General features: G+C 55.2%; 22 protein-coding genes. 14 read left to right on the plus strand and 8 right to left on the minus strand.

Annotated features, from left to right (window positions below; all coding sequences use genetic code 11):
- Positions 1–10: 10 nt before the first annotated feature.
- Both flgM and flgN read left to right on the plus strand, forming a co-directional pair.
- Positions 11–304, plus strand: a complete 294-nt coding sequence (flgM, locus tag ACZ6J2_RS08350; RefSeq protein ID WP_023311133.1) for a flagellar biosynthesis anti-sigma factor FlgM — start codon at positions 11–13, stop codon at positions 302–304.
- A gap of 4 nt (positions 305–308) precedes the next feature.
- Positions 309–734, plus strand: coding sequence for a flagella biosynthesis chaperone FlgN (gene flgN, locus ACZ6J2_RS08355; RefSeq protein WP_008500818.1), 426 nt, complete (start codon positions 309–311; stop codon positions 732–734).
- A 59-nt stretch (positions 735–793) separates the two neighbouring features.
- On the opposite strand, the gene murJ is transcribed toward flgN, so the two are convergent.
- From murJ to rimJ, 4 genes are all read right to left on the minus strand, one after another.
- Positions 794–2329, minus strand: coding sequence for a murein biosynthesis integral membrane protein MurJ (gene murJ, locus ACZ6J2_RS08360; RefSeq protein WP_023311131.1), 1536 nt, complete (start codon positions 2327–2329; stop codon positions 794–796).
- Positions 2330–2458: 129 nt separating this feature from the next.
- Positions 2459–3382 (minus strand): Gfo/Idh/MocA family protein, encoded by a 924-nt coding sequence (locus tag ACZ6J2_RS08365; RefSeq protein WP_471725384.1) that lies wholly within the window; start codon positions 3380–3382, stop codon positions 2459–2461.
- 2 nt (positions 3383–3384) lie between these two features.
- Entirely contained in the window at positions 3385–4035 is a 651-nt protein-coding gene (locus ACZ6J2_RS08370; protein WP_471725386.1) for a YceH family protein, read from the minus strand.
- 9 nt (positions 4036–4044) lie between these two features.
- Positions 4045–4629: a ribosomal protein S5-alanine N-acetyltransferase gene (rimJ, locus tag ACZ6J2_RS08375; RefSeq protein ID WP_008500822.1), complete on the minus strand. Its 585-nt coding sequence runs from the start codon at positions 4627–4629 to the stop codon at positions 4045–4047.
- A 236-nt stretch (positions 4630–4865) separates the two neighbouring features.
- Here rimJ and mdtH point away from each other — a divergent pair, with 236 nt between their 5' ends.
- The 9 genes from mdtH to ACZ6J2_RS08420 all read left to right on the plus strand — a co-directional run bounded on the left by mdtH (position 4866) and on the right by ACZ6J2_RS08420 (position 11543).
- Positions 4866–6074, plus strand: coding sequence for a multidrug efflux MFS transporter MdtH (mdtH, locus tag ACZ6J2_RS08380; protein WP_471725388.1), 1209 nt, complete (start codon positions 4866–4868; stop codon positions 6072–6074).
- Positions 6075–6197: 123 nt separating this feature from the next.
- Complete coding sequence (locus tag ACZ6J2_RS08385) at positions 6198–6758, plus strand: lipoprotein (RefSeq protein ID WP_471725390.1); 561 nt, start codon at positions 6198–6200, stop codon at positions 6756–6758.
- Positions 6759–6884: 126 nt separating this feature from the next.
- Positions 6885–7931 carry a dihydroorotase gene (pyrC, locus tag ACZ6J2_RS08390; RefSeq protein WP_471725392.1) on the plus strand — a complete coding sequence of 349 codons (1047 nt, stop codon included), beginning with the start codon at positions 6885–6887 and terminating at the stop codon, positions 7929–7931.
- 74 nt (positions 7932–8005) lie between these two features.
- On the plus strand, positions 8006–8251 hold the full coding sequence (gene dinI, locus ACZ6J2_RS08395; RefSeq protein WP_008500826.1) for a DNA damage-inducible protein I: 246 nt from the start codon (positions 8006–8008) through the stop codon (positions 8249–8251).
- A gap of 274 nt (positions 8252–8525) precedes the next feature.
- Entirely contained in the window at positions 8526–8780 is a 255-nt protein-coding gene (bssS, locus tag ACZ6J2_RS08400) for a biofilm formation regulator BssS (protein WP_008500827.1), read from the plus strand.
- 116 nt (positions 8781–8896) lie between these two features.
- Complete coding sequence (solA, locus tag ACZ6J2_RS08405) at positions 8897–10015, plus strand: N-methyl-L-tryptophan oxidase (protein ID WP_471725395.1); 1119 nt, start codon at positions 8897–8899, stop codon at positions 10013–10015.
- A gap of 60 nt (positions 10016–10075) precedes the next feature.
- On the plus strand, positions 10076–10189 hold the full coding sequence (locus ACZ6J2_RS08410; protein WP_032638658.1) for a YceO family protein: 114 nt from the start codon (positions 10076–10078) through the stop codon (positions 10187–10189).
- Between the two features lie 207 nt (positions 10190–10396).
- Complete coding sequence (locus ACZ6J2_RS08415) at positions 10397–10963, plus strand: cytochrome b (RefSeq protein ID WP_033145194.1); 567 nt, start codon at positions 10397–10399, stop codon at positions 10961–10963.
- A 1-nt stretch (position 10964) separates the two neighbouring features.
- A complete protein-coding gene (locus tag ACZ6J2_RS08420; protein ID WP_047061563.1) occupies positions 10965–11543 on the plus strand; it encodes a YceI family protein in 579 nt (192 codons plus the stop codon).
- Between the two features lie 41 nt (positions 11544–11584).
- Here ACZ6J2_RS08420 and trhO read toward each other — a convergent pair whose 3' ends face one another.
- A complete protein-coding gene (gene trhO / locus ACZ6J2_RS08425; protein ID WP_471725397.1) occupies positions 11585–12634 on the minus strand; it encodes an oxygen-dependent tRNA uridine(34) hydroxylase TrhO in 1050 nt (349 codons plus the stop codon).
- Positions 12635–12855: 221 nt separating this feature from the next.
- On the opposite strand from trhO, the gene ACZ6J2_RS08430 reads away from it, so the two are divergent.
- From ACZ6J2_RS08430 to ACZ6J2_RS08440, 3 genes are all read left to right on the plus strand, one after another.
- Positions 12856–13782: a Kdo(2)-lipid IV(A) acyltransferase gene (locus ACZ6J2_RS08430; RefSeq protein WP_023311120.1), complete on the plus strand. Its 927-nt coding sequence runs from the start codon at positions 12856–12858 to the stop codon at positions 13780–13782.
- A 140-nt stretch (positions 13783–13922) separates the two neighbouring features.
- Positions 13923–15140 carry a multidrug efflux MFS transporter MdtG gene (mdtG, locus tag ACZ6J2_RS08435; RefSeq protein WP_471725399.1) on the plus strand — a complete coding sequence of 406 codons (1218 nt, stop codon included), beginning with the start codon at positions 13923–13925 and terminating at the stop codon, positions 15138–15140.
- Between the two features lie 97 nt (positions 15141–15237).
- Positions 15238–15612: a MysB family protein gene (locus tag ACZ6J2_RS08440; protein WP_023311118.1), complete on the plus strand. Its 375-nt coding sequence runs from the start codon at positions 15238–15240 to the stop codon at positions 15610–15612.
- 6 nt (positions 15613–15618) lie between these two features.
- On the opposite strand, the gene ACZ6J2_RS08445 is transcribed toward ACZ6J2_RS08440, so the two are convergent.
- The 3 genes from ACZ6J2_RS08445 to mdoG form a co-directional block, all read right to left on the minus strand.
- Positions 15619–15846 carry a YceK/YidQ family lipoprotein gene (locus tag ACZ6J2_RS08445; protein WP_033145189.1) on the minus strand — a complete coding sequence of 76 codons (228 nt, stop codon included), beginning with the start codon at positions 15844–15846 and terminating at the stop codon, positions 15619–15621.
- An 84-nt stretch (positions 15847–15930) separates the two neighbouring features.
- Positions 15931–18459, minus strand: a complete 2529-nt coding sequence (mdoH, locus tag ACZ6J2_RS08450) for a glucans biosynthesis glucosyltransferase MdoH (RefSeq protein WP_471725401.1) — start codon at positions 18457–18459, stop codon at positions 15931–15933.
- On the minus strand, positions 18452–20005 hold the full coding sequence (gene mdoG, locus ACZ6J2_RS08455) for a glucans biosynthesis protein MdoG (RefSeq protein WP_021240787.1): 1554 nt from the start codon (positions 20003–20005) through the stop codon (positions 18452–18454). Before mdoG ends, mdoH begins: the two co-directional genes overlap by 8 nt.
- Between the last annotated feature and the right edge of the window lie 200 nt (positions 20006–20205).

A 20205-nucleotide genomic window follows, 5' to 3' on the forward strand; every position in this document is an offset into this window, starting at 1 on the left:
GGACAACACTATGAGCATTGATCGTACATCAGCCCTGAAGCCGGTAAGCGCTGTACAACCTCGCGAAACGAATGACGCTCCTGCGCAGAAAACGCGTCTGGAAAAACCGTCAACGTCCAACAGCACCAGCGTAACCCTGAGCGACGCGCAGGCAAAACTGATGCAGCCAGGCAGCAACGATATCAATATGGAACGTGTTGAAGCGCTGAAAACGGCTATTCGTAACGGTGAGCTGAAAATGGACACCAGCAAAATCGCTGACGCCCTGATTCAGGAAGCACAGAGTTTCTTACAGAGTAACTAACCGTATGAGTCGACTGTCAGAAATACTGGATCAAATGACGGTTGTTCTTAACGACCTGAAAACGGTAATGGACGCTGAACAGCAGCATCTCTCTTCCGGTCACATCAACGGCAGCGCGCTGCAGCGTATTACTGAAGATAAGAGTTCGCTACTGGCGACGCTGGATTATCTGGAGCAGCAGCGCCGCGCTGAGCAGGATCCTAAGCGTAGCGCCAATGACGATATTATTGAGCGCTGGCAAACCATTACCGAAAAAACCCAGCACCTGCGCGACCTTAACCAGCACAACGGCTGGCTACTGGAAGGTCAGATTGAGCGTAATCAGCAGGCGCTTGAGGTATTGAAACCGCATAAAGAAACCGGACTGTACGGTGCAGATGGTCAAACAGCGACTGCGCGTATTGCGGGAGTTAAAAAGATTTCGATTTGACGCCTGGGCGACAAATCATGCAGCGGGGAGCACCATAAGGTGAACTCCCCTTTTGGCGTTTATGCCGTACGGCGGGCAAACTCTTTCACTTTGAACCCCAGCACCGCGAGCGTGGCAAAGTAAGCCACCACCCCGACGCCTACCACGGCCATCAGCCGCATCAGACGATAAGGCATGGTGCCGAGGGACCACTCCGGCATCACGTACATCATGCCGAGCAGCGCGGCTGACATCACCAGTACCGCAACGATCAGACGTACCAGGAAACTTCCCCACCCCGGCTGCGGCGTGAAAATATCCTGCTTGCGCAGCTGCCAGTACAACAGCCCGGCATTCAGACAGGCCGCCAGACCAATAGACAGCGACAGGCCGGCATGCTTCAGCGGACCAATAAACGCCAGGTTCATCAGCTGGGTCATAATCAGCGTCACGATGGCAATTTTCACCGGCGTTTTGATGTCCTGACGCGAGTAAAACCCGGGCGCCAGCACCTTGACGACGATCAGCCCCATCAAGCCGACCGAGTAGGCAATCAGCGCGCGCTGGGTCATGGCGGCATCAAAGGCGGTGAATTTCCCGTACTGGAAGAGCGACACCGTCAGCGGTTTGGCCAGAATACCCAGCGCTACCGCGCTCGGCAGGGCCAGCAGGAAGCAGAGACGTAAACCCCAGTCCATCAGGCGGCAATATTCATCATGATTGCCGCTGGCAAAGCTTTTCGACAGCGACGGCAGCAGGATGGTCCCCAGCGCCACGCCCAGCACCCCGGACGGGAACTCCATCAGACGGTCAGCGTAGTACATCCAGGAAACCGAGCCGGACACGAGGAAAGAGGCAAAAATGGTGTTGATGATAAGCGAGATCTGGCTGACGGAGACGCCGAGAATGGCGGGCCCCATCTGCTTGATCACGCGCATCGCCCCGGCATCTTTGAGATTGATGCGCGGCAGCACCAGCATGCCGATTTTTTTCAGATGCGGCAGCTGATACGCCAGCTGCAGCACGCCGCCGACGGTGACCGCCCAGGCCAGCGCCAGCACCGGCGGGTTAAAGTGCGGCGCGGCGAACAGGGCAAAACCGATCATGCTGACGTTGAGAAACGTCGGCGCAAACGCCGGAACAGAGAAGCGGTTCCAGGTGTTCAGGATCGCTCCCACCAGCGAGGCCAGCGAGATGAGCAGAATATAGGGGAAAGTAATGCGCAGCAGCTGCGAGGTCAGCGCAAATTTGTCAGCCGTATCGGCAAAACCGGGCGCGGTCACCATAATCACCCACGGCGCGGCCAGCATCCCGAGTACGGTCACCACCGCCAAAGCCAGCGTCAGCAGCCCGGAGACATAAGAAACAAAGACGCGCGTCGCGTCTTCACCCTGCTTGCTTTTATATTCCGCCAGAATGGGCACGAATGCCTGGGAAAACGCCCCTTCAGCAAAAATACGACGCAGCAGGTTCGGCAATTTGAACGCGACGAAAAAGGCGTCCGTGGCCATCCCTGCACCAAATACCCTTGCCACAATGGCGTCGCGCGCAAAACCCAGCACGCGGGAAAACATGGTCATCGAGCTGACGGCCGCCAGCGATTTTAATAAGTTCATTAACGTGAATTTCCAGAACCATACGGATTTCCAGGACGGGCAAGCGTAAGCGCCACCCGGCAAAGCCAACAAGCGGCGCTTAGTCTACCCGGATTTCAACGAATTACTATCCGCAGATGTTACAGCGAGTTATTCGCTCATGGCATCGCGCCAGAGCCTTTCCACAATGCGCTGCGCCAGAATGGCCTGCTCGCCGGACGTTTCAGGAACCGTCTGATTTTGCACGCAGGTGATAAAGTGGCGGGCGCATCCTGCGAAACCTCGCTGCTCAAGGGTGCTCTGCCAGCCTGGCGCCGGGAGCGTCACCACGCCGCTGCCCTTCTCTTCCCGCCACTCGCGCATGTCCGTAATGTCGTACAGCGCACCCTCGGTCACCGCCTGCACGGATTCACGCTGGCTTCCCGCACGACGGTGCATGCTGGTGGTAATCTGAAGATGCTCAACGGCGAAGTGGTGCTCCGCGTAGACCATCTGCCCCTGGTCATTCGTTAACAGGGTACCGCTCTTCAGCTGCGCATTACCGTTGCTCAGCCACAGCGCCGTATCCACAACGTGCAGGTAATCATCCAGAAGGGTGAAGCGCAGATCGTTTGGCCCAATGCTGTCGGTGCGGTGCTTATCCATCCGCAGCGAGGCGAGCGTGTTCGACTGCGCCTTCAGCTGCTGGTAAAGCGGCGCGAAGCGGCGGTTGAAGCCCACCATCAGCGTCAGTTTTTTGCGCGCGGCCAGCTCAATCAGACGTTCGGCATCCTGAACATTTTCCGCCAGCGGCTTATCCACGCAGACGTGAACCCCTAAATTGAGCATCTCGCTTACCACCTGATAGTGGGTTGCCGTTGAGGTATGCACAAAGACCGCATCACACTCGCGGGCCAGATCCTGCAGGGAGGCAGCATACGGAATGCGCCAGGTTTCGCAGATACGTTCTGCCTTTTCTCGGGTGGGTGACCATGCCCCTTGCAGGGTCCAGTCCGTCGCCGCACCTAAAACAGGCAGCCAGGCTTTTTGCGCGATGCCGCCGAGCCCCACCACGCCTACGCGTAATTTTTTCACCGTCAGTCTCCCAGATGTGCCAGTAACGCATCCAGGCGCTGTTTCAGCCCCGCGACCTCATCTTCCAGCGCCTCTACGCGCGCGGCAAGAGTGTCATTGCTTGCTGAGGATCCCGCGTCGCTCACCACGGTAGCGACATCGACGTCGCCGCTGAACAGGTGCATATAGCGGCTTTCACGTTTGCCCGGCTCGCGCGCCAGACGCACCACGTATGGGCCGTCTTCACGTGAGGCCAGCCCTTCCAGTGTTTGCTCGACCTCCTGCATGTCGCTGAACTCATGCATACGGGAAGCGCGCGTGCGCAGCTCTCCCGGCGTCTGCGCTCCGCGCAGCAGCAGCGTGGTGATGACAGCCACTTCCGCACTGCTCAGCTTCAGGTCGCCAAATTCGGAGTTACAGAAGCGCTGTTCGTATTTGGTCACGCGGTTGCCGAAGCCGCTGACGGTGCGCAGATAGTGGCGTTTAACCAACGCATCCAGCACGTCCTGAACCTCATGCTCGCTGAGGTTCATCACCGGCTCGCGGTTGGTCTTCTGGTTGCAGGCCATGGTTACGGCGTTGACGGAGAGCGGATACTGCTCCGGCGTGGTGACCTGTTTTTCGAGTAAGCACCCAATCACGCGCGCTTCTGTACCGTTTAGCTGATACTTCATCTTTTCTCCTTAACGACCTGCGGTCCAGTCCCGGGTGGTTAACGCCGTCAGAACGTGGTCGCGCCACTCTCCGTCTATCAGCAGATAGTCTTTGGCGTAACCCTCTTTCTCGAACCCTAAACGCGCCAGCAAATTGCCGCTGCGCTGATTGTGCGGCATATAGTTCGCCATAATGCGATGGATATGCTGCGTGCGTTGCATATAGCGGATCGCCACCGTTAACGCTTCGTACATCAGCCCCTGCCCCTGCCATTTCTGGCCGATGGAGTAGCCAAGGTAGCAGGCGTGAAACGACCCGCGCACCACGTTTGAAAAATTAGCGATCCCGATAATTTCTTTCTCTTCGGGATCCAGCAGCGCGAAATAAAACGCGCTGCCCTGCTTGTGAAATTCCGTAATCATGCTGAGGCGCGCCTGCCAGCCGGAAGGGTAACAATGGCTCTCATCCCGAACGGGTTCCCAGGGTTTTAAAAACTGGCGATTCTCGGCGTAATAATCCGCCAGACGCCAGGCATCACGCTCATGCACCAGACGAACGACCAGCCGGTCCGTTGTCAGACGCACTTTTGGCACATTGCTGCGATAGCCAAACATCGATACCACTCCTTCCCGTCACTTCTGCTGACCCATTAGCTTTACTATACCTGCGCCTGCGCCGTCTGTGAAAACAGTGACATACCATTTTCACCTCTTTTCACATTTTTCGATGAGAACTCTCTATCAAAGCACCCTTTTGATAAAAAAATATTGTCACCCCCGGGGGTGGGAAAAAACGCGGCGACACCGCAGAATGTTAGCGTGCTCACCTTCTTATTTTCCCTGGAGGGAAAATGTCCCGCGTATCACAGGCCAGGAGCCTGGGTAAATATTTCCTGCTCGTCGATAACATGCTGGTCGTGCTCGGCTTTTTTGTCGTTTTTCCATTGATATCGATCCGCTTTGTCGATCAGATGGGCTGGGCGGCATTAATGGTTGGCATTGCCCTGGGGTTACGCCAGTTTGTCCAGCAGGGCCTGGGCGTCTTTGGCGGGGCCATTGCCGACCGCTTTGGCGCTAAACCGATGATCGTTACCGGTATGCTGCTGCGCGCGGCAGGTTTTGCCACGATGGCGGTCGCTCAGGAGCCCTGGCTGCTCTGGTTCTCCTGTTTCCTCTCCGGTATCGGCGGCACGCTGTTCGATCCGCCACGCACCGCGCTGGTGGTAAAGCTTATTCGCCCTCAGCACCGCGGCCGTTTCTTCTCGATTCTGATGATGCAGGACAGTGCCGGGGCGGTTATCGGTGCCCTGCTGGGAAGCTGGCTGCTGCAGTATGACTTCCGTCTGGTCTGCGCGGCCGGTGCGGTGCTCTTTATTCTGTGCGCGCTGTTTAATGGCTTGTTCCTGCCGGCCTGGAAACTGTCGACGGTCAAAGCGCCGGTCCGGGAAGGGCTTGGCCGCGTCCTGCACGACAGGCGTTTTGTCACCTATGTGTTGACTCTGACGGGATACTACATGCTGGCTGTGCAGGTCATGCTGATGCTGCCGATCATGGTTAACGACATTGCGGGGACCCCTGCAGCCGTTAAATGGATGTACGCCATCGAAGCCTGCCTGTCGTTAACGCTGCTTTATCCGATTGCCCGCTGGAGCGAGCGGCGTTTTCGTCTGGAGCATCGCCTGATGGCCGGTCTGTTCCTGATGACGCTGAGCATGATGCCGATCGGCCTGGTGAACTCTCTCCAGCAGCTGTTTACGCTGATTTGCACGTTCTATATTGGCTCGATCATCGCCGAGCCTGCCCGTGAAACGCTGAGCGCCTCGCTTGCAGATGCGCGTGCGCGCGGCAGCTATATGGGGTTCAGCCGGCTGGGGCTGGCGCTTGGCGGCGCATTAGGTTACGCCGGTGGCGGCTGGTTGTTTGATGCTGGCAAAGCGTTAAACCAGCCCGAACTCCCGTGGATGATGCTCGGCGTGGTGGGCTTTATGACGCTCCTTGCCCTGTGGTGGCAGTTCAGCCCGAAACGCAGCGCGAGCGGCATGCTCGAGCCTGGCGCGTAGCCTTTCCCTCGGGCGGGAGCCCTTCCCGCCCCACTTCTCAGTTTTTTCTGCTGGTTTCTGCCAATTCACACTGACATACTGGCGTAACAGGACAGAAGCGCCGATTTTTCGTTGAGGAACACTATGAAGAAAATTGTCTTTGCCGCGGCATTAGTTATCAGCGGCCTGCTGGTTGGCTGTAACCAGCTCACGCAATATACCGTCAGTGAACAGGAAATTAATCAGGCGCTGGAAAAACATAACAATTTCTCGAAAGACATTGGCGTGCCGGGACTGGCGGACGCGCATATCGTCCTTACGAACCTGACCAGCCAGATCGGACGTGAAGAGCCAAACAAAGTTACCCTGGCCGGTGATGCGGATCTCGATATGTCATCACTCTTTGGCAATCAGAAGGCCAACATCAAGCTCAAGCTGAAGGCCCTGCCCGTTTTCAACAAAGAGAAAGGGGCGATTTTCCTGCAGGAGATGGAAGTCGTCGATGCGCAGGTGTCGCCGGACAAGATGGCACCGGTTCTGCAAACCCTGATGCCCTATCTGAACCAGTCGCTGCGTAACTACTTTAACCAGCAGCCCGCGTACGTCTTAAGCGAAGACAAAAGCAAGGGTGAAGCTCTGGCGAAAAAATATGCAAAAGGTATAGAGGTGAAACCGGGAGAAATTATCATTCCTTTCACCGATTAACCTGAAGGGCGCTGCGGCGCCCTTTTTTTTACGGAAAAGTGTGCAAACGAAAACGTTTCCGCTTATGATTTGTGTCCGGCAAAAACAGCCATCCTTATGACTGATTCCTGACAAGCCGGAGCTTCCATGACTGCACAACCCCAGGTTCTTAAAATCCGCCGCCCTGACGACTGGCATATCCATCTGCGTGATGGCGATATGCTGAAAACCGTCGTGCCTTATACCAGCGAAATTTATGGCCGCGCGATTGTCATGCCTAACCTGGTTCCACCAGTCACCACCGTCGATGCCGCGATGGCCTATCGCCAGCGCATCCTGGATGCCGTTCCTGCGGGACACGATTTTACCCCGTTGATGACCTGCTATCTGACCGACTCGCTGGATCCGAACGAAGTGGAGCGCGGGTTTAACGAAGGCGTATTTACGGCGGCGAAACTCTACCCGGCAAATGCCACCACCAACTCCAGCCACGGCGTCACCAGCATTGATGCCATCATGCCGGTTCTGGAACGCATGCAGAAACTGGGCATGCCGCTGCTGGTCCACGGTGAAGTCACGCATGCCGAGATTGACATCTTCGACCGTGAAGCCCGCTTTATCGAGACCGTAATGGAGCCTCTGCGCCAGCGCCTGCCCGCGCTTAAAGTGGTTTTTGAGCATATCACCACCAAAGACGCGGCAGAGTATGTGCGCGACGGCAACGATCTTATCGCCGCGACCATTACGCCACAGCACCTGATGTTTAACCGTAACCACATGCTGGTGGGCGGGGTGCGTCCTCACCTGTACTGTCTGCCTATTCTCAAGCGCAACATCCACCAGCAGGCGCTGCGCGAGCTGGTTGCCAGCGGGTTCTCCCGCGCGTTCCTTGGCACCGATTCCGCACCTCACGCCCGCCACCGCAAAGAGGCGAGCTGCGGCTGTGCAGGCTGCTTCAACGCCCCAACGGCACTGGCCAGCTACGCGACCGTCTTTGAAGAGATGAACGCGCTCGAATATTTTGAAGCGTTCTGCTCCCTTAACGGCCCGCGCTTCTACGGCCTGCCGGTCAACGACACCTTCATCGAACTGGAGCGTAAAGCGAGCCACGTTGAGGAGTCCATTGCGCTGACGGATGACACGCTGATCCCATTCCTGGCGGGCGAAACCGTTAACTGGACGGTAAAACGTTAAAAAATCAATGCCCCTTGTTGTCAAACCGATAATATACCTGTATAAATAAACAGTATATTACACAGGGGGCATTTATGCGTATTGAAGTCACCATAGCCAAAACAACTGTTCTGCCTGCCGGCGCGCTTGATGCACTGGCAGGCGAATTATCCCGCCGTATTAACAACACCTTTCCCGACAACGCGGGTGCCGTAACGGTGCGTTACGCCGCGGCGAACAACCTCTCCGTCATCGGTGCTGCGAAAGAAGATAAAGATCGCATCAGCGAAATCCTGCAGGAAACGTGGGAAAGCGCAGACGACTGGTTTATCACAGATTAACACTGCTCCCTCATTGTGTTTTTTTGCCGGGTCGCCCCGGCTTTTTTTTGTCTAAAAATCCTGCAAGTTCAAATTAATTCGGCATCTTCTTTAAAAATCGTGAACGAGATGGTGTTTTATTGTTCGAACAATCCTAAAAAGCAGAAAAATGTGTTGCCACCTGTTTATTTTTCCCGTTGGAACCCTTATTACTTGGTATACTGAAGATGCTTTCAGAAAAACATGCATTGAACCTCAGAGCCGTTGTCTTCTAACACGCATTAAGGGGGTTATAATGGAAAAGAATAGTGAAGTGATCCAGACCCATCCACTGGTTGGCTGGGATATCAGTACCGTAGATAGCTACGATGCGCTGATGCTGCGTTTGCACTACCAGACCCCGAATCAACTCAACCGTGAAGAAGCGGAAGTTGGACAGACGCTGTGGCTAACAACAGACGTCGCCCGTCAGTTTATTTCTATTTTAGAGGCAGGTATTGCAAAAATAGAATCTGGCGACTATCAGGAAAATGAGTATAAACGGCACTAAGCTTATGCCCACTTTTCTCTCAACAGGCACCCTCGCGGTGCCTTATTTATTTCTCCCTTGTCTAACCCCGCGTTGTTAATTACTCTGCTAACAAAACATCAGTTTACGAGATGCATATGAGATACGACTTAATCATTATTGGTAGCGGCTCCGTGGGTTCCGCCGCCGGTTATTACGCAACACAGGCAGGTCTGAAGGTCCTGATGATCGATGCCCACCTTCCTCCTCATTCGGAGGGTAGCCATCATGGCGATACCCGTCTCATGCGCCATGCGTATGGAGAAGGCGAGCGCTATGTGCCGCTGGTGCTTCGCGCCCAGACGCTGTGGGATGAACTGGCGACACAGACCGAAGAGCGTATTTTCGAGCGTACCGGCGTCATCAACCTTGGCCCTGCTCATTCTGATTTTCTCGCCGGCGTCGAGCGCAGCGCAAAAGCCTTTAATCTGGATGTCGAGAAGCTGGACGCGACGGGCATTACCGCGCGCTGGCCTGAAATTACCGTCCCGGACGATTACATCGGCCTCTTTGAAGCCCACTCCGGCGTGCTGCATTGTGAAACGGCGATCAAAACCTGGATCGATCTTGCCGCTAAGGTCGGCTGTGCGCAGCTGTTTAACTGTCCGGTGGAGGCCATCACCCATGACGAGAATGGCGTCACGGTAACGACTCTTGACGGCGACTATTCAGCGTCCCGCCTGCTCGTCAGCGCAGGAACCTGGGTCACTCGCCTGCTGCCGGAACTGCCAATCCAGCCGGTGCGGAAGGTCTTCTCCTGGTTCCAGTCGGATGGTCGCTACAGCGCGCAGAATAAATTCCCGGCCTTCACCGGCGAATTGCCGAATGGCGATCAGTTCTACGGTTTCCCTTCCGAGAAAGACGCGCTGAAAATCGGTAAACACAACGGTGGCCAGGCTATCGCCTCTCCTGACGAGCGTAAGCCCTTCGGCGCCTTCCCACAGGATGGTTCGGAAGCCTTCTCGTTCCTGCGTACTATTCTTCCGGGCGTCGGTGGCTTGCTTTATGGCGCGGCCTGTACCTACGACAACACGCCGGATGAAGACTTCATCATTGATACCCTGCCAGGGCATGACAACGTCCTGCTAATCACCGGGCTGAGCGGCCACGGCTTTAAGTTCGCGTCCGTGCTGGGCGAGATCGCCGCACAGTTTGGCCAGGGCATCGCGCCGCAGTTTGATCTGACGCCCTTCTCACTCTCGCGTTTTAACGGATAATCCGCCACGGGCTTCGGAGGTTCCGGGGCCCGTTTCATTCACACTGCATTACGGGGCGTTATGCGCAGGATCGTTAGCTTTCTGATGAATAATATTCGCGAGCATTTCATGCTCTATATCTTATTGTGGGCGCTGCTGGCTATTATTGATTTTGTTTACATTGTATTTTATTGAAAACTTTGACTGACAATAATTGACATTAATTTAGCTTTATTGAAACTCTCTTTTTTACTTGCACGAAGACATTGAATTACCTTTATCGATCCTGTTCAAAAGCGCTGAAATAAATAAAATAAAAATCAATAGACAATTATTTCAGTTGCAATATCACATCTTCCCGTTCATTTTTACCCTTCGGTTAATATGAAAATGGACATTCTGATGCAATTGCGTAACACCTCCCGGCGCTACGGAATAATATCCATAGGTTTGCACTGGATATTTGCTATTGCCGTCTACGGTATGTTTGGCCTTGGACTCTGGATGGTCACGCTCAGCTATTACGACGGCTGGTATCACCAGGCACCGGAGTTACATAAAAGCATTGGCGTTCTCCTGATGCTGGGTCTGGTTTTTCGCGTGATCTGGCGACATATTTCCCCGCCGCCCGCGGCGCCGAAGACCCACGGAAAAATGACCCGCCTGAGTGCCGTTGCCGCGCATATCGCGCTCTATGCGCTGCTCTTCGCCATTCTGATTAGCGGCTACCTTATCTCGACGGCGGACGGTAAGCCGATTAGCGTCTTTGGCCTTTTTGACGTCCCGGCAACGCTCAGCGATGCGGGCGCTCAGGCTGACACCGCCGGGGTCGTTCACCTCTGGCTTGCGTGGAGCGTCGTGATCCTGTCCGTGCTGCACGGGCTTGCCGCCCTCAAACACCATTTTATTGATAAAGACGATACGCTAAAGCGCATGCTTGGCCGCTCGTCAGTTGACTCTGGAGCATAAAATGAAAAAACACCTGCTGGGTATCGCCCTGGGTTCTCTGTTATTCACCGCCGGTTCCGCCGTGGCGGCTGATTATAAAATTGATAAAGAGGGCCAGCACGCTTTCGTCAATTTCCGTATTCAGCACCTGGGATACAGCTGGTTGTACGGTACCTTTAAAGATTTTGACGGCACATTCACCTTTGACGAGAAAAATCCTGCCGCCGATAAGGTCAACGTGACCATTAATACCAACAGCGTGGATACCAATCATGCTGAACGTGATAAACATCTGCGCAGTGGCGAATTCCTCAATGTCGCGAAATACCCGCAGGCTACCTTCACCTCCACGGAAGTGAAAAAAGAGGGTGATAAGCTAAATATTACCGGCAACCTGACGCTTAACGGCGTAACAAAACCGGTCACGCTTGATGCTAAATTACTGGGTCAGGGTGACGATCCGTGGGGCGGTAAACGCGCAGGATTTGAAGCAGCGGGTAAAATTCACCTGAAAGATTTTAATATCACAACGGATTTAGGCCCGGCGTCTCAGGACGTTGAGCTGATTATATCCGTTGAAGGTGTACAGCAGAAATCATAATAGATTCGCCCGGCAGGCTTTCGCCGTGCCGGGCGTTATTATCATTCCGGGTCAGGGATACCCAGTTTGATATTCAGACGGCCGCGTGATTTATTAAAAATCTTGTTGCCGTTTTCACGTCCTGCGCGACGGCGACGCTGCTCTTCTTCCGGCAGGATGCTCTCTTCGCTGCACAGTTCGCTACAGCAGCCGTTAAACTTCTCGGCACAGGCCGGGCACTGAATGAACAGCAGATGACACCCGTCGTTTTTGCAGTTGGTGTGGGTATCGCACGGTGCGCCGCACTGGTGGCACTGGGCAATAACGTCTTCAGAAATACGCTCACCCATACGCTCGTCAAAGACAAAGTTTTTCCCGATAAAGCGTACCGGTAAACCCTGCTCGCGGGCGCGGCGGGCGTACTCAATAATGCCGCCTTCAATATGCCAGACCTTATTAAAGCCGTTGTGCTTCATCCACGCGCTGGCTTTCTCACAGCGGATACCGCCGGTGCAGTACATAACGATCTTTTTATCTTTATGTTCCTGCATCATCTCAACCGCTTTGGGCAGTTGCTCGCGGAAGGTATCGGCCGGGATTTCCATCGCGTTCTCGAAATGCCCCACTTCGTATTCATAGTGGTTACGCATATCAATGAACACGGCATCCGGATCGTCCAGCATCGCATTCACTTCCGCTGCCTTCAGATATTCACCGACATCCGCCGGGTTAAACTCAGGATCGTCGATACCGTCCGCCACGATGCGTTCACGCACCTTCATGCGCAGCACCCAGAAGGATTTCCCGTCATCGTCCAGGGCAATGTTCAGGCGTAAGCCTTCGAGGGCCGGATCGAACTGATAAAGACACTCGCGGAAAGCGCTGACTTTGCTTTCCGGTACGCTAATTTGCGCGTTGATGCCTTCACGGGCAAGGTAGACGCGGCCGAAGACGTTCAGGGCCGTAAACGCCTGATAAAGCGCATCGCGGGTCGCCTGCGGATCGTCGATCGTGAAGTATTTATAGAAAGAGATGGTTGTGCGCGGTTCGGTTTCAGCCAACATACGCGCTTTCAACATCTCATTCGACACGCGGTTGTGTAACACTGGCATGGTGTACAGTCCTGGAATCGTTAGAGAGAATGAAAAATCGGTCGGCATCATATAGCAAACAAAACCAATTTACATCCCCACAATTTACGCTACATTTCACACACCCTGATTAATCAGGCTTAACAATTGCTGTATTCGTGTACGCTTCGAAAGCAGATATTTTGGCTATGTCTCAAAAAATGAGACACTAGCAAAACAGGACGTTTGAACACAGGAAAGACATGACCCAGTTACCAAAATTTACTGCCGCCCTTTTGCATCCCCGCTATTGGTTGACCTGGCTTGGCATCGGCTTTTTATGGCTTCTGGTACAGCTTCCCTACCCTGTTATTTTTCGGTTGGGTAAATTTCTGGGCCGCTTCGCGCAACTGTTTATGAAGCGTCGCGCCAGAATCGCGTACCGCAATCTTGAGCTGTGTTTTCCCCAGATGAGCGAGCCAGAGCGTCACGATATGGTCGCGAAGAATTTCGAATCCGTCGGGATGGGGCTCATGGAAACCGGTATGGCGTGGTTCTGGCCGGACAAACGCATGGCCCGCTGGAGCGAGGTAACGGGAACCGGCATGGAGCCTGTGCATACGCTTCAGGCCAACCAGACGGGCGTTTTGCTGATCGGCGTCCATTTCCTGACGCTGGAAATCGGGGCGCGCATGTTCGGGATGCAGGCGCCTGGCATTGGCGTTTATCGTCCTAACGATAACCCGGTCATTGATTTAATCCAGACCAACGGCCGCATGCGCTCCAACAAAAGCATGATCGACCGTAAGGATCTGAAGGGGATGATCCGCGCGCTGAAATCCGGTGAAGTGGTCTGGTATGCCCCAGACCACGACTATGGCCCACAGGCCAGCGTATTTGTCCCCTTCTTCGCCGTTGAAGAGGCCGCCACAACGACCGGTACCTGGATGCTGGCGCGCATGTCCAAAGCCGCCATCGTGCCTTTTGTTCCCCGCCGTAAGCCGGATGGTTCAGGTTACGAGCTGATGATGCTGGAGCCGGAACTCGCGCCGCCGCTCGACGATGCGGAAACCACCGCACGCTGGATGAACAGCGTTGTGGAGAAGTGCATCATGCTGGCGCCCGAGCAGTATATGTGGCTGCACCGCCGTTTTAAAACGCGTCCACAAGGCACGCCGTCCCGCTATTAATCCTCATGCGGTCCTCAGGGCCGCATGCCGTTTTAGCTTTAAAAGCTCCTCGTCATTGCGGCAATCATAACCCAGGCGCATAATTAGCAGGCTTATCACTTTATGCTTCAGGTGCTCTGCACCTCATTATGCGGATAGTTATGTCACCCTCAGATGCCCCCATAAACTGGAAGCGTAACCTCGCGGTTGCGTGGCTTGGCTGTTTTCTTACCGGCGCGGCCTTTAGCCTGGTCATGCCCTTCCTGCCGCTCTACGTCGAACAGCTTGGCGTGACGGGCCACAGCGCGCTCAATATGTGGTCCGGTTTGGTATTCAGCATCACGTTTCTCTTTTCCGCGATGGCCTCGCCCTTCTGGGGCGGCCTTGCCGATCGCAAGGGACGTAAAATCATGCTGCTGCGTTCGGCGCTGGGGATGGCTATTATCATGGCGCTGATGGGCGTGGCGCAGAACGTCTGGCAGTTTCTGATCCTGCGAGCGCTGCTGGGCCTGCTGGGAGGATTTATTCCCAACGCGAATGCCCTGATAGCCACGCAAATCCCCCGCCATAAGAGCGGCTGGGCGCTCGGGACGCTCTCTACCGGCGGCGTGAGCGGTGCTCTGCTTGGACCGCTGGCCGGCGGATTACTGGCGGATAACTACGGCCTGCGCCCGGTCTTCTTTATCACCGCCAGCGTGTTGTTCCTGTGCTTTATCGTCACCCTGCTCTGTATCCGGGAAAACTTCACGCCTGTCGCCAAAAAAGAGATGCTCCACGCCAGAGAGGTGCTGACCTCGCTCAAAAATCCCAGGCTGGTGCTGAGCCTGTTCGTGACGACAATGATTATCCAGGTGGCTACCGGGTCGATTGCCCCTATTCTGACGCTGTACGTTCGCGACCTGGCGGGTAACGTTAGCAATATTGCGTTCATCAGCGGGCTGATTGCCTCCGTGCCCGGCATGGCGGCGCTGCTGAGCGCCCCGAGGCTCGGAAAACTGGGGGACCGGGTGGGTCCGGAAAAAATACTGATCTGCGCGCTGGTGATTTCCGTCCTGCTGCTTATACCTATGTCGATGGTGCAAACGCCATGGCAGCTGGGCGTCCTGCGCTTTTTGCTGGGAGCCGCCGACGGCGCATTGCTTCCCGCCGTACAGACCCTGCTGGTCTACAACTCCACGAACCAGATCGCCGGGCGTATTTTCAGCTACAACCAGTCATTTCGCGACATCGGTAACGTCACAGGACCGCTGCTCGGGGCCGGGATCTCCGCCAGCTTCGGTTTTCGCGCCGTCTTTATCGTGACGGCGGGCGTCGTGTTGTTCAATGCCATCTATTCATGGTTCAGTTTATCCCGCGCGCTGCGGCCCGTGACGGAATAAGACGAACGCCTGACAGCTTATTTTCGCATTCATACTTGCAGAATCTTATATTCAGCTATTCTTTCCCTGAAACCTTCTGGAAAACAGGGAGACACCAATGACCATGTACGCCACGCTGGAAGAAGCTATTGATGCCGCTCGTGAAGAGTTCCTCGCCGACAACCCCGGCGTTGAAGAAGAAGATGCTGACGTGCAACAGCTTAATATCCAAAAATACGTTCTGCAGGATGGGGATATTATGTGGCAGGCCGAATTCTTTGCCGATGAAGGTGAAGAAGGGGAATGTTTACCGATATTAAGTGGTGAAGGTGCGCAGGCCGTCTTTGATGGCGACTATGACGAAATCGAACTTCGGCAGGAATGGCTGGAAGAGAACACCCTGCACGAGTGGGATGAGGGTGAGTTTCAGCTCGAGCCGCCGCTGGATACGGAAGAAGGTCAAACCGCAGCCGACGAGTGGGACGAGCGTTAATTTACGCTATTCGTAAGGGCCGTGGCTGGCATCGATCGGCAGCAACAGCGTGTCGAAAATCAGCGAAAACGGCAGATCGAGCACGGTCAGGTAGCGCCACGCGGAATCACGAAGATCCCATTTCACACCCGGGTAATACTGATTTCCGTGACCTTGCCCTGGAATGGTGCGACTGATGATACTGCCGCAGCCGCTGAGCAGGCATGCCACCATAACGACGATGATTATTCTCATCTTTAACCTCTAAAAAAATACCGGCGATTAAGCCGGTATTTTATCTGGCGGGTGGCGATTCGCTTACCCGCCTTACTTAACTGCTTACTTCGCCTGCAGAGCGAGCGGATTCAGCTTCACGTCCTTATAGTAGTTCACCCACGAAGAGTATTTCTCCGGAGCGGACCACACGCGGTAGTGAAGACGCGCCATTGTCACCGGGTCGCTCAACAGCACCAGACGACGGTCGCGGTTGAGTTTTTCCGGGGTCTCGTTAAGCGCCTGCTCAACGTGACGATCGCGGGCAATCTCCAGCACCTGGCTGGCGCGGTGACGCGCGGTCGCCATTGCCGTCGCCAGGGCGTTGAATGACGGGTTAAACACGGCGTGCATGAAGCCGTCATCCAGCGAGCGACTGCGGTTCTGTTCCAGGTAACGATCGGTATCCACCAGCACCTGCGGCGGGGAATACTCTTCCGGGATCAGGAACAACTTCCAGCGTTTGGTTCGCAGCCCCACCGTTGAACGGCTGGAGATCACGGACACAAACGGCGACAGGATCAGCGAGAAGACAATCGGCGCCAGCCAGAACAGGAAGCGCAGATCCAGCCACGCCATCCCGGCCGCCCATACCAGACCCAGCAGCAGCTGAGAACCGTGGCGCATAAATGCTTCACCCCACGGCGTGGAGTCGTCGTCACGCTGCGGCGAGTTCCAGACCACTTCCCAGCCCAGGAATGCACTGACCACAAACACGGTGTGGAACAGCATACGTACCGGCGCCAGCAGGACGGAGAACAGCACTTCCAGCAGCAGAGAAAGGGTCACGCGGAAGAAACCGCCGTACTCTTTCGAGCCTTTGCACCAGATCAGGATAATGCTGAGCAGCTTAGGCAGGAACAGCAGCACCATGGTGGAGGCAAACAGCGCAATCGCCAGCTCCGGACGCCACTGCGGCCACACCGGGAACAGCTGGCGCGGTTGCAGGAAGTATTGCGGCTCCGTCAGGGCATGAACCACCTGTAAGGCAGTCGACAGCGCCAGGAACATAAACCACAGCGGTGCAGAGAGATAGGACATCACGCCGGTCAGGAATACCGCTCGGTGAACCGGGTGCATCCCTTTTACCAGGAACAGGCGGAAGTTCATCAGGTTACCGTGACACCAGCGGCGGTCACGCTTGAGCTCGTCCAGCAGGTTCGGCGGCAGCTCTTCGTACGACCCCGGCAGGTCGTAGGCAATCCAGACGCCCCAGCCAGCACGACGCATCAGCGCCGCTTCTACGAAGTCGTGCGACAGAATAGAACCGGCAAACGAACCCTCACCCGGCAGCGGCGCCAGCGCACAGTGCTCAATGAACGGCTTTACACGGATAATGGCGTTGTGGCCCCAGTAGTGCGATTCACCCAGCTGCCAGAAGTGCAGACCGGCCGTAAACAGCGGCCCGTAAACACGGGTGGCGAACTGCTGGCAGCGCGCATAAAGGGTGTCCATTCCGGACGCTTTTGGCGAGGACTGAATGATACCGGCGTTAGGGTTGGCTTCCATCAGACGCACCAGACCGCTCAGGCAGTCTCCGCTCATGACGGAGTCAGCATCCAGCACCACCATGTAGCTGTACTGGTTACCCCAGCGACGGCAGAAGTCATCGATGTTGCCGCTTTTACGCTTCACGCGACGGCGGCGGCGACGGTAGAAGATCTGGCCTTCGCCCTGCACTTCTGCAATCAGCTCCATCCACGCTTTTTGTTCCGCAACGCAGATATCCGGGTTGTAGCTGTCGCTCAGGATGTAAACGTCGAAATGCTCCGCGTTGCCGGTCGCCTTCACGGACTCCCAGGTCGCACGCAGGCCAGCAAATACGCGGTCAACGTCTTCGTTACAGATAGGCATAATCAGCGCGGTACGGTGTTCGGGATTAAGGGGTTCATCCCCGACCGTTGACGCTGAAATGCTATATTTGTCACGCCCCATCAGCAATTGCAGGAAGCCCATCAGCGCGGTCCAGAAACCGGCCGAGACCCAGCAGAAGAGGACCGCGAACAGCAGGAGAATGCCGCTCTGCAGGATATACGGCAGCAGCTGCATGAAGGAGACCCAGAGATCCTGGCCCATCATGTCCGTCGGGTTGATAAACGCCCAGCCCTGGTAAGGCAGGATAGTTTTCATGTACCAGGTCGCGACGACGGTCTGCGCCAGCGTCAGAAGCAGCAGGATATAGCGACGGATTGTCCCGACGGTACGCCATTTCTGTTCGGACGCCTGCTCTTCTTTCGTCAGGCGCGACAGATAGCGCGGCGTCACATCACGCCCGCGCAGGCGATCCCAGAAGCGGCCCACCGGGTTGGTGCGCCATGGATCGGGGAACATAGAGGAACGCGTAGCCTTCGGCATTGCCTGAAGCTGATCGCGTCCTTCATCGTCTTTAATCAACTGCCCTTCCGCCAGCGAGTCCGGCCAGGCCTGCTCCAGACGCGCCTTGACTGACCCGAGCGGCGTATCATCATCACGGGAAAACGTATGATGTTCGCCATCCAGCGCGGTGTGAACCGCGCGGATGTCGCTCTTTGGCAGTGCCGCTTTTTCGATATCCGTCAGCGGCATGGCATCAATATATTCAGATGTATTATTCATTGGCAGGTAGCTGATAGCTCCAGGTTTCACTCAGCGGCTGATCGTTACTGACCAGCGCAGCACGCATTTCTGTGGTCTGTTTCGGATCTTTCACTTTCACGCGCAGGGTCAGACGCCAGCCTTTGGTTACCGGGTTGTAACGCACGGTATTCTCAACGATTTCACCGTTATCACCGATGCTGGCCTGAGCGGCAACGGCGGTGTCCGGCGACAGTTTCTTCATATCCTGGCCTGTGAAGTCCACGACAAACGCCACGGTACCGTCAGGCTGACGGATAAGATTAGACTGCTTCACATCACCCGTTGAGCGGCGAGTCTGCATTACATACGCGTTATCCGGCGCATGCAGCTTATCTTCGTCGCGGCTGAAGGTAATGGTGTACTTGAAGTTCATCTCTTTACCGGCTTCCGGCAGCTGATCCGGCGTCCAGTAAGCGACGATGTTATCGTTGGTTTCGTCGTTGGTTGGAATCTCTACCAGCTCGACCTTGCCTTTACCCCAGTCACCGTTTGGCGTGACCCAGGCGCTTGGACGCTGGTCATAGCGATCGTCCAAATCTTCAAAGCGGGAGAACTGACGACCACGCTGCAGCAGGCCAAAACCTTGCGGGTTTTCCATTGCGAAGCTGCTAACCGCCAGATGTTTCGGGTTATTCAGCGGACGCCAGATCCACTCACCGTTGCCGGCATGAATAGACAGACCGTTGGAGTCATGCAGTTCCGGGCGGAAGTTGGTAGCCGGTGACGGCTGGTTCGGCCCAAACAGGAACATACTGGTCAGTGGCGCAACGCCCAGTTTGCCCACTTTATCACGCAGGTAAACCTTGGACTGCACGTCAACTACCGTGTCACGACCCGGCATAATCACAAAGCGATAGGCACCGGTTGCACGCGGGGAATCCAGCAGCGCATAAATGGTCAGACGCTTATCCGTTGGCTTTGGACGTTCAATCCAGAACTCACGGAAACGTGGAAACTCTTCACCTGATGGCAGCGCGGTATCAATTGCCAGACCACGCGCAGAAAGCCCGTACACCTGCCCCGCGCCGATAACGCGGAAATAGCTGGCTCCAAGCATGCTGACGATTTCGTCGTTTTTATCTTTGCTGTTGATCGGGTAAAGCACCTTAAAGCCTGCGAAGCCCAGGTCTTTCACCGTATCTTTGTCGTGTTGCACATTGCCAAAATTGAAGTAATCCGGGCTGTACTTGATCTTACGTACCGCGGTTGCCGTCACTTCATTGATGGCAACAGGCGTGTCGAAGTACATACCCTGATGATAAAATTCAAGCTTGAACGGGGTTTTAATATTGCTCCAGTACGCTTTGTCGTGATTGAACTGGATCTGCTGATAGTCCGCATACTTCATGTCGCGGAAAACGGAGGGCAAGTTACTTTTCGGCGCTTCGTAGCTCTTGCCTGCCATCGATTTTGCCTGTTTTGCGACATCGTCGATGTTAAAGGCCAGTGCCGATGAGGTATACAGTGATAACACCACTGCAGCACCCAACCAACGCATTTTCATCATCTGTGGTTTATGTTTCATAATAAGTAAGCACTTCCCCCTTTGTGTGCTTATATCGATCCGATCCATTTTAATGGAAACTCAGGCAATCCGACAACATTATCACTGCTTTGTTCAGCTGCTGGCTCATGGAATAAGCAAATGAAAGAACCCGCTATTCACTTTGCGTGCTTATCCTGGAGACAGGGTGTCGGTCTTGGTGTAGGGTTGGCTTCGAATGT

The organism is Enterobacter sp. E14S (assembly GCF_055666685.1).

Excerpts from the sequence above, each read along its gene's own strand:
- flgM (WP_023311133.1), top strand. The coding sequence starts at position 11 with ATGAGCATTGATCGTACATCAGCCCTGAAGCCGGTAAGCGCTGTACAA.
- flgN (WP_008500818.1), top strand. The coding sequence starts at position 309 with ATGAGTCGACTGTCAGAAATACTGGATCAAATGACGGTTGTTCTTAAC.
- murJ (WP_023311131.1), bottom strand. The coding sequence starts at position 2,329 with ATGAACTTATTAAAATCGCTGGCGGCCGTCAGCTCGATGACCATGTTT.
- ACZ6J2_RS08370 (WP_471725386.1), bottom strand. The coding sequence starts at position 4,035 with ATGAAGTATCAGCTAAACGGTACAGAAGCGCGCGTGATTGGGTGCTTA.
- rimJ (WP_008500822.1), bottom strand. The coding sequence starts at position 4,629 with ATGTTTGGCTATCGCAGCAATGTGCCAAAAGTGCGTCTGACAACGGAC.
- mdtH (WP_471725388.1), top strand. The coding sequence starts at position 4,866 with ATGTCCCGCGTATCACAGGCCAGGAGCCTGGGTAAATATTTCCTGCTC.
- ACZ6J2_RS08385 (WP_471725390.1), top strand. The coding sequence starts at position 6,198 with ATGAAGAAAATTGTCTTTGCCGCGGCATTAGTTATCAGCGGCCTGCTG.
- pyrC (WP_471725392.1), top strand. The coding sequence starts at position 6,885 with ATGACTGCACAACCCCAGGTTCTTAAAATCCGCCGCCCTGACGACTGG.
- dinI (WP_008500826.1), top strand. The coding sequence starts at position 8,006 with ATGCGTATTGAAGTCACCATAGCCAAAACAACTGTTCTGCCTGCCGGC.
- bssS (WP_008500827.1), top strand. The coding sequence starts at position 8,526 with ATGGAAAAGAATAGTGAAGTGATCCAGACCCATCCACTGGTTGGCTGG.
- solA (WP_471725395.1), top strand. The coding sequence starts at position 8,897 with ATGAGATACGACTTAATCATTATTGGTAGCGGCTCCGTGGGTTCCGCC.
- ACZ6J2_RS08410 (WP_032638658.1), top strand. The coding sequence starts at position 10,076 with ATGCGCAGGATCGTTAGCTTTCTGATGAATAATATTCGCGAGCATTTC.
- ACZ6J2_RS08415 (WP_033145194.1), top strand. The coding sequence starts at position 10,397 with ATGCAATTGCGTAACACCTCCCGGCGCTACGGAATAATATCCATAGGT.
- ACZ6J2_RS08420 (WP_047061563.1), top strand. The coding sequence starts at position 10,965 with ATGAAAAAACACCTGCTGGGTATCGCCCTGGGTTCTCTGTTATTCACC.
- trhO (WP_471725397.1), bottom strand. The coding sequence starts at position 12,634 with ATGCCAGTGTTACACAACCGCGTGTCGAATGAGATGTTGAAAGCGCGT.
- ACZ6J2_RS08430 (WP_023311120.1), top strand. The coding sequence starts at position 12,856 with ATGACCCAGTTACCAAAATTTACTGCCGCCCTTTTGCATCCCCGCTAT.
- mdtG (WP_471725399.1), top strand. The coding sequence starts at position 13,923 with ATGTCACCCTCAGATGCCCCCATAAACTGGAAGCGTAACCTCGCGGTT.
- ACZ6J2_RS08440 (WP_023311118.1), top strand. The coding sequence starts at position 15,238 with ATGACCATGTACGCCACGCTGGAAGAAGCTATTGATGCCGCTCGTGAA.
- ACZ6J2_RS08445 (WP_033145189.1), bottom strand. The coding sequence starts at position 15,846 with ATGAGAATAATCATCGTCGTTATGGTGGCATGCCTGCTCAGCGGCTGC.
- mdoH (WP_471725401.1), bottom strand. The coding sequence starts at position 18,459 with ATGAATAATACATCTGAATATATTGATGCCATGCCGCTGACGGATATC.
- mdoG (WP_021240787.1), bottom strand. The coding sequence starts at position 20,005 with ATGAAACATAAACCACAGATGATGAAAATGCGTTGGTTGGGTGCTGCA.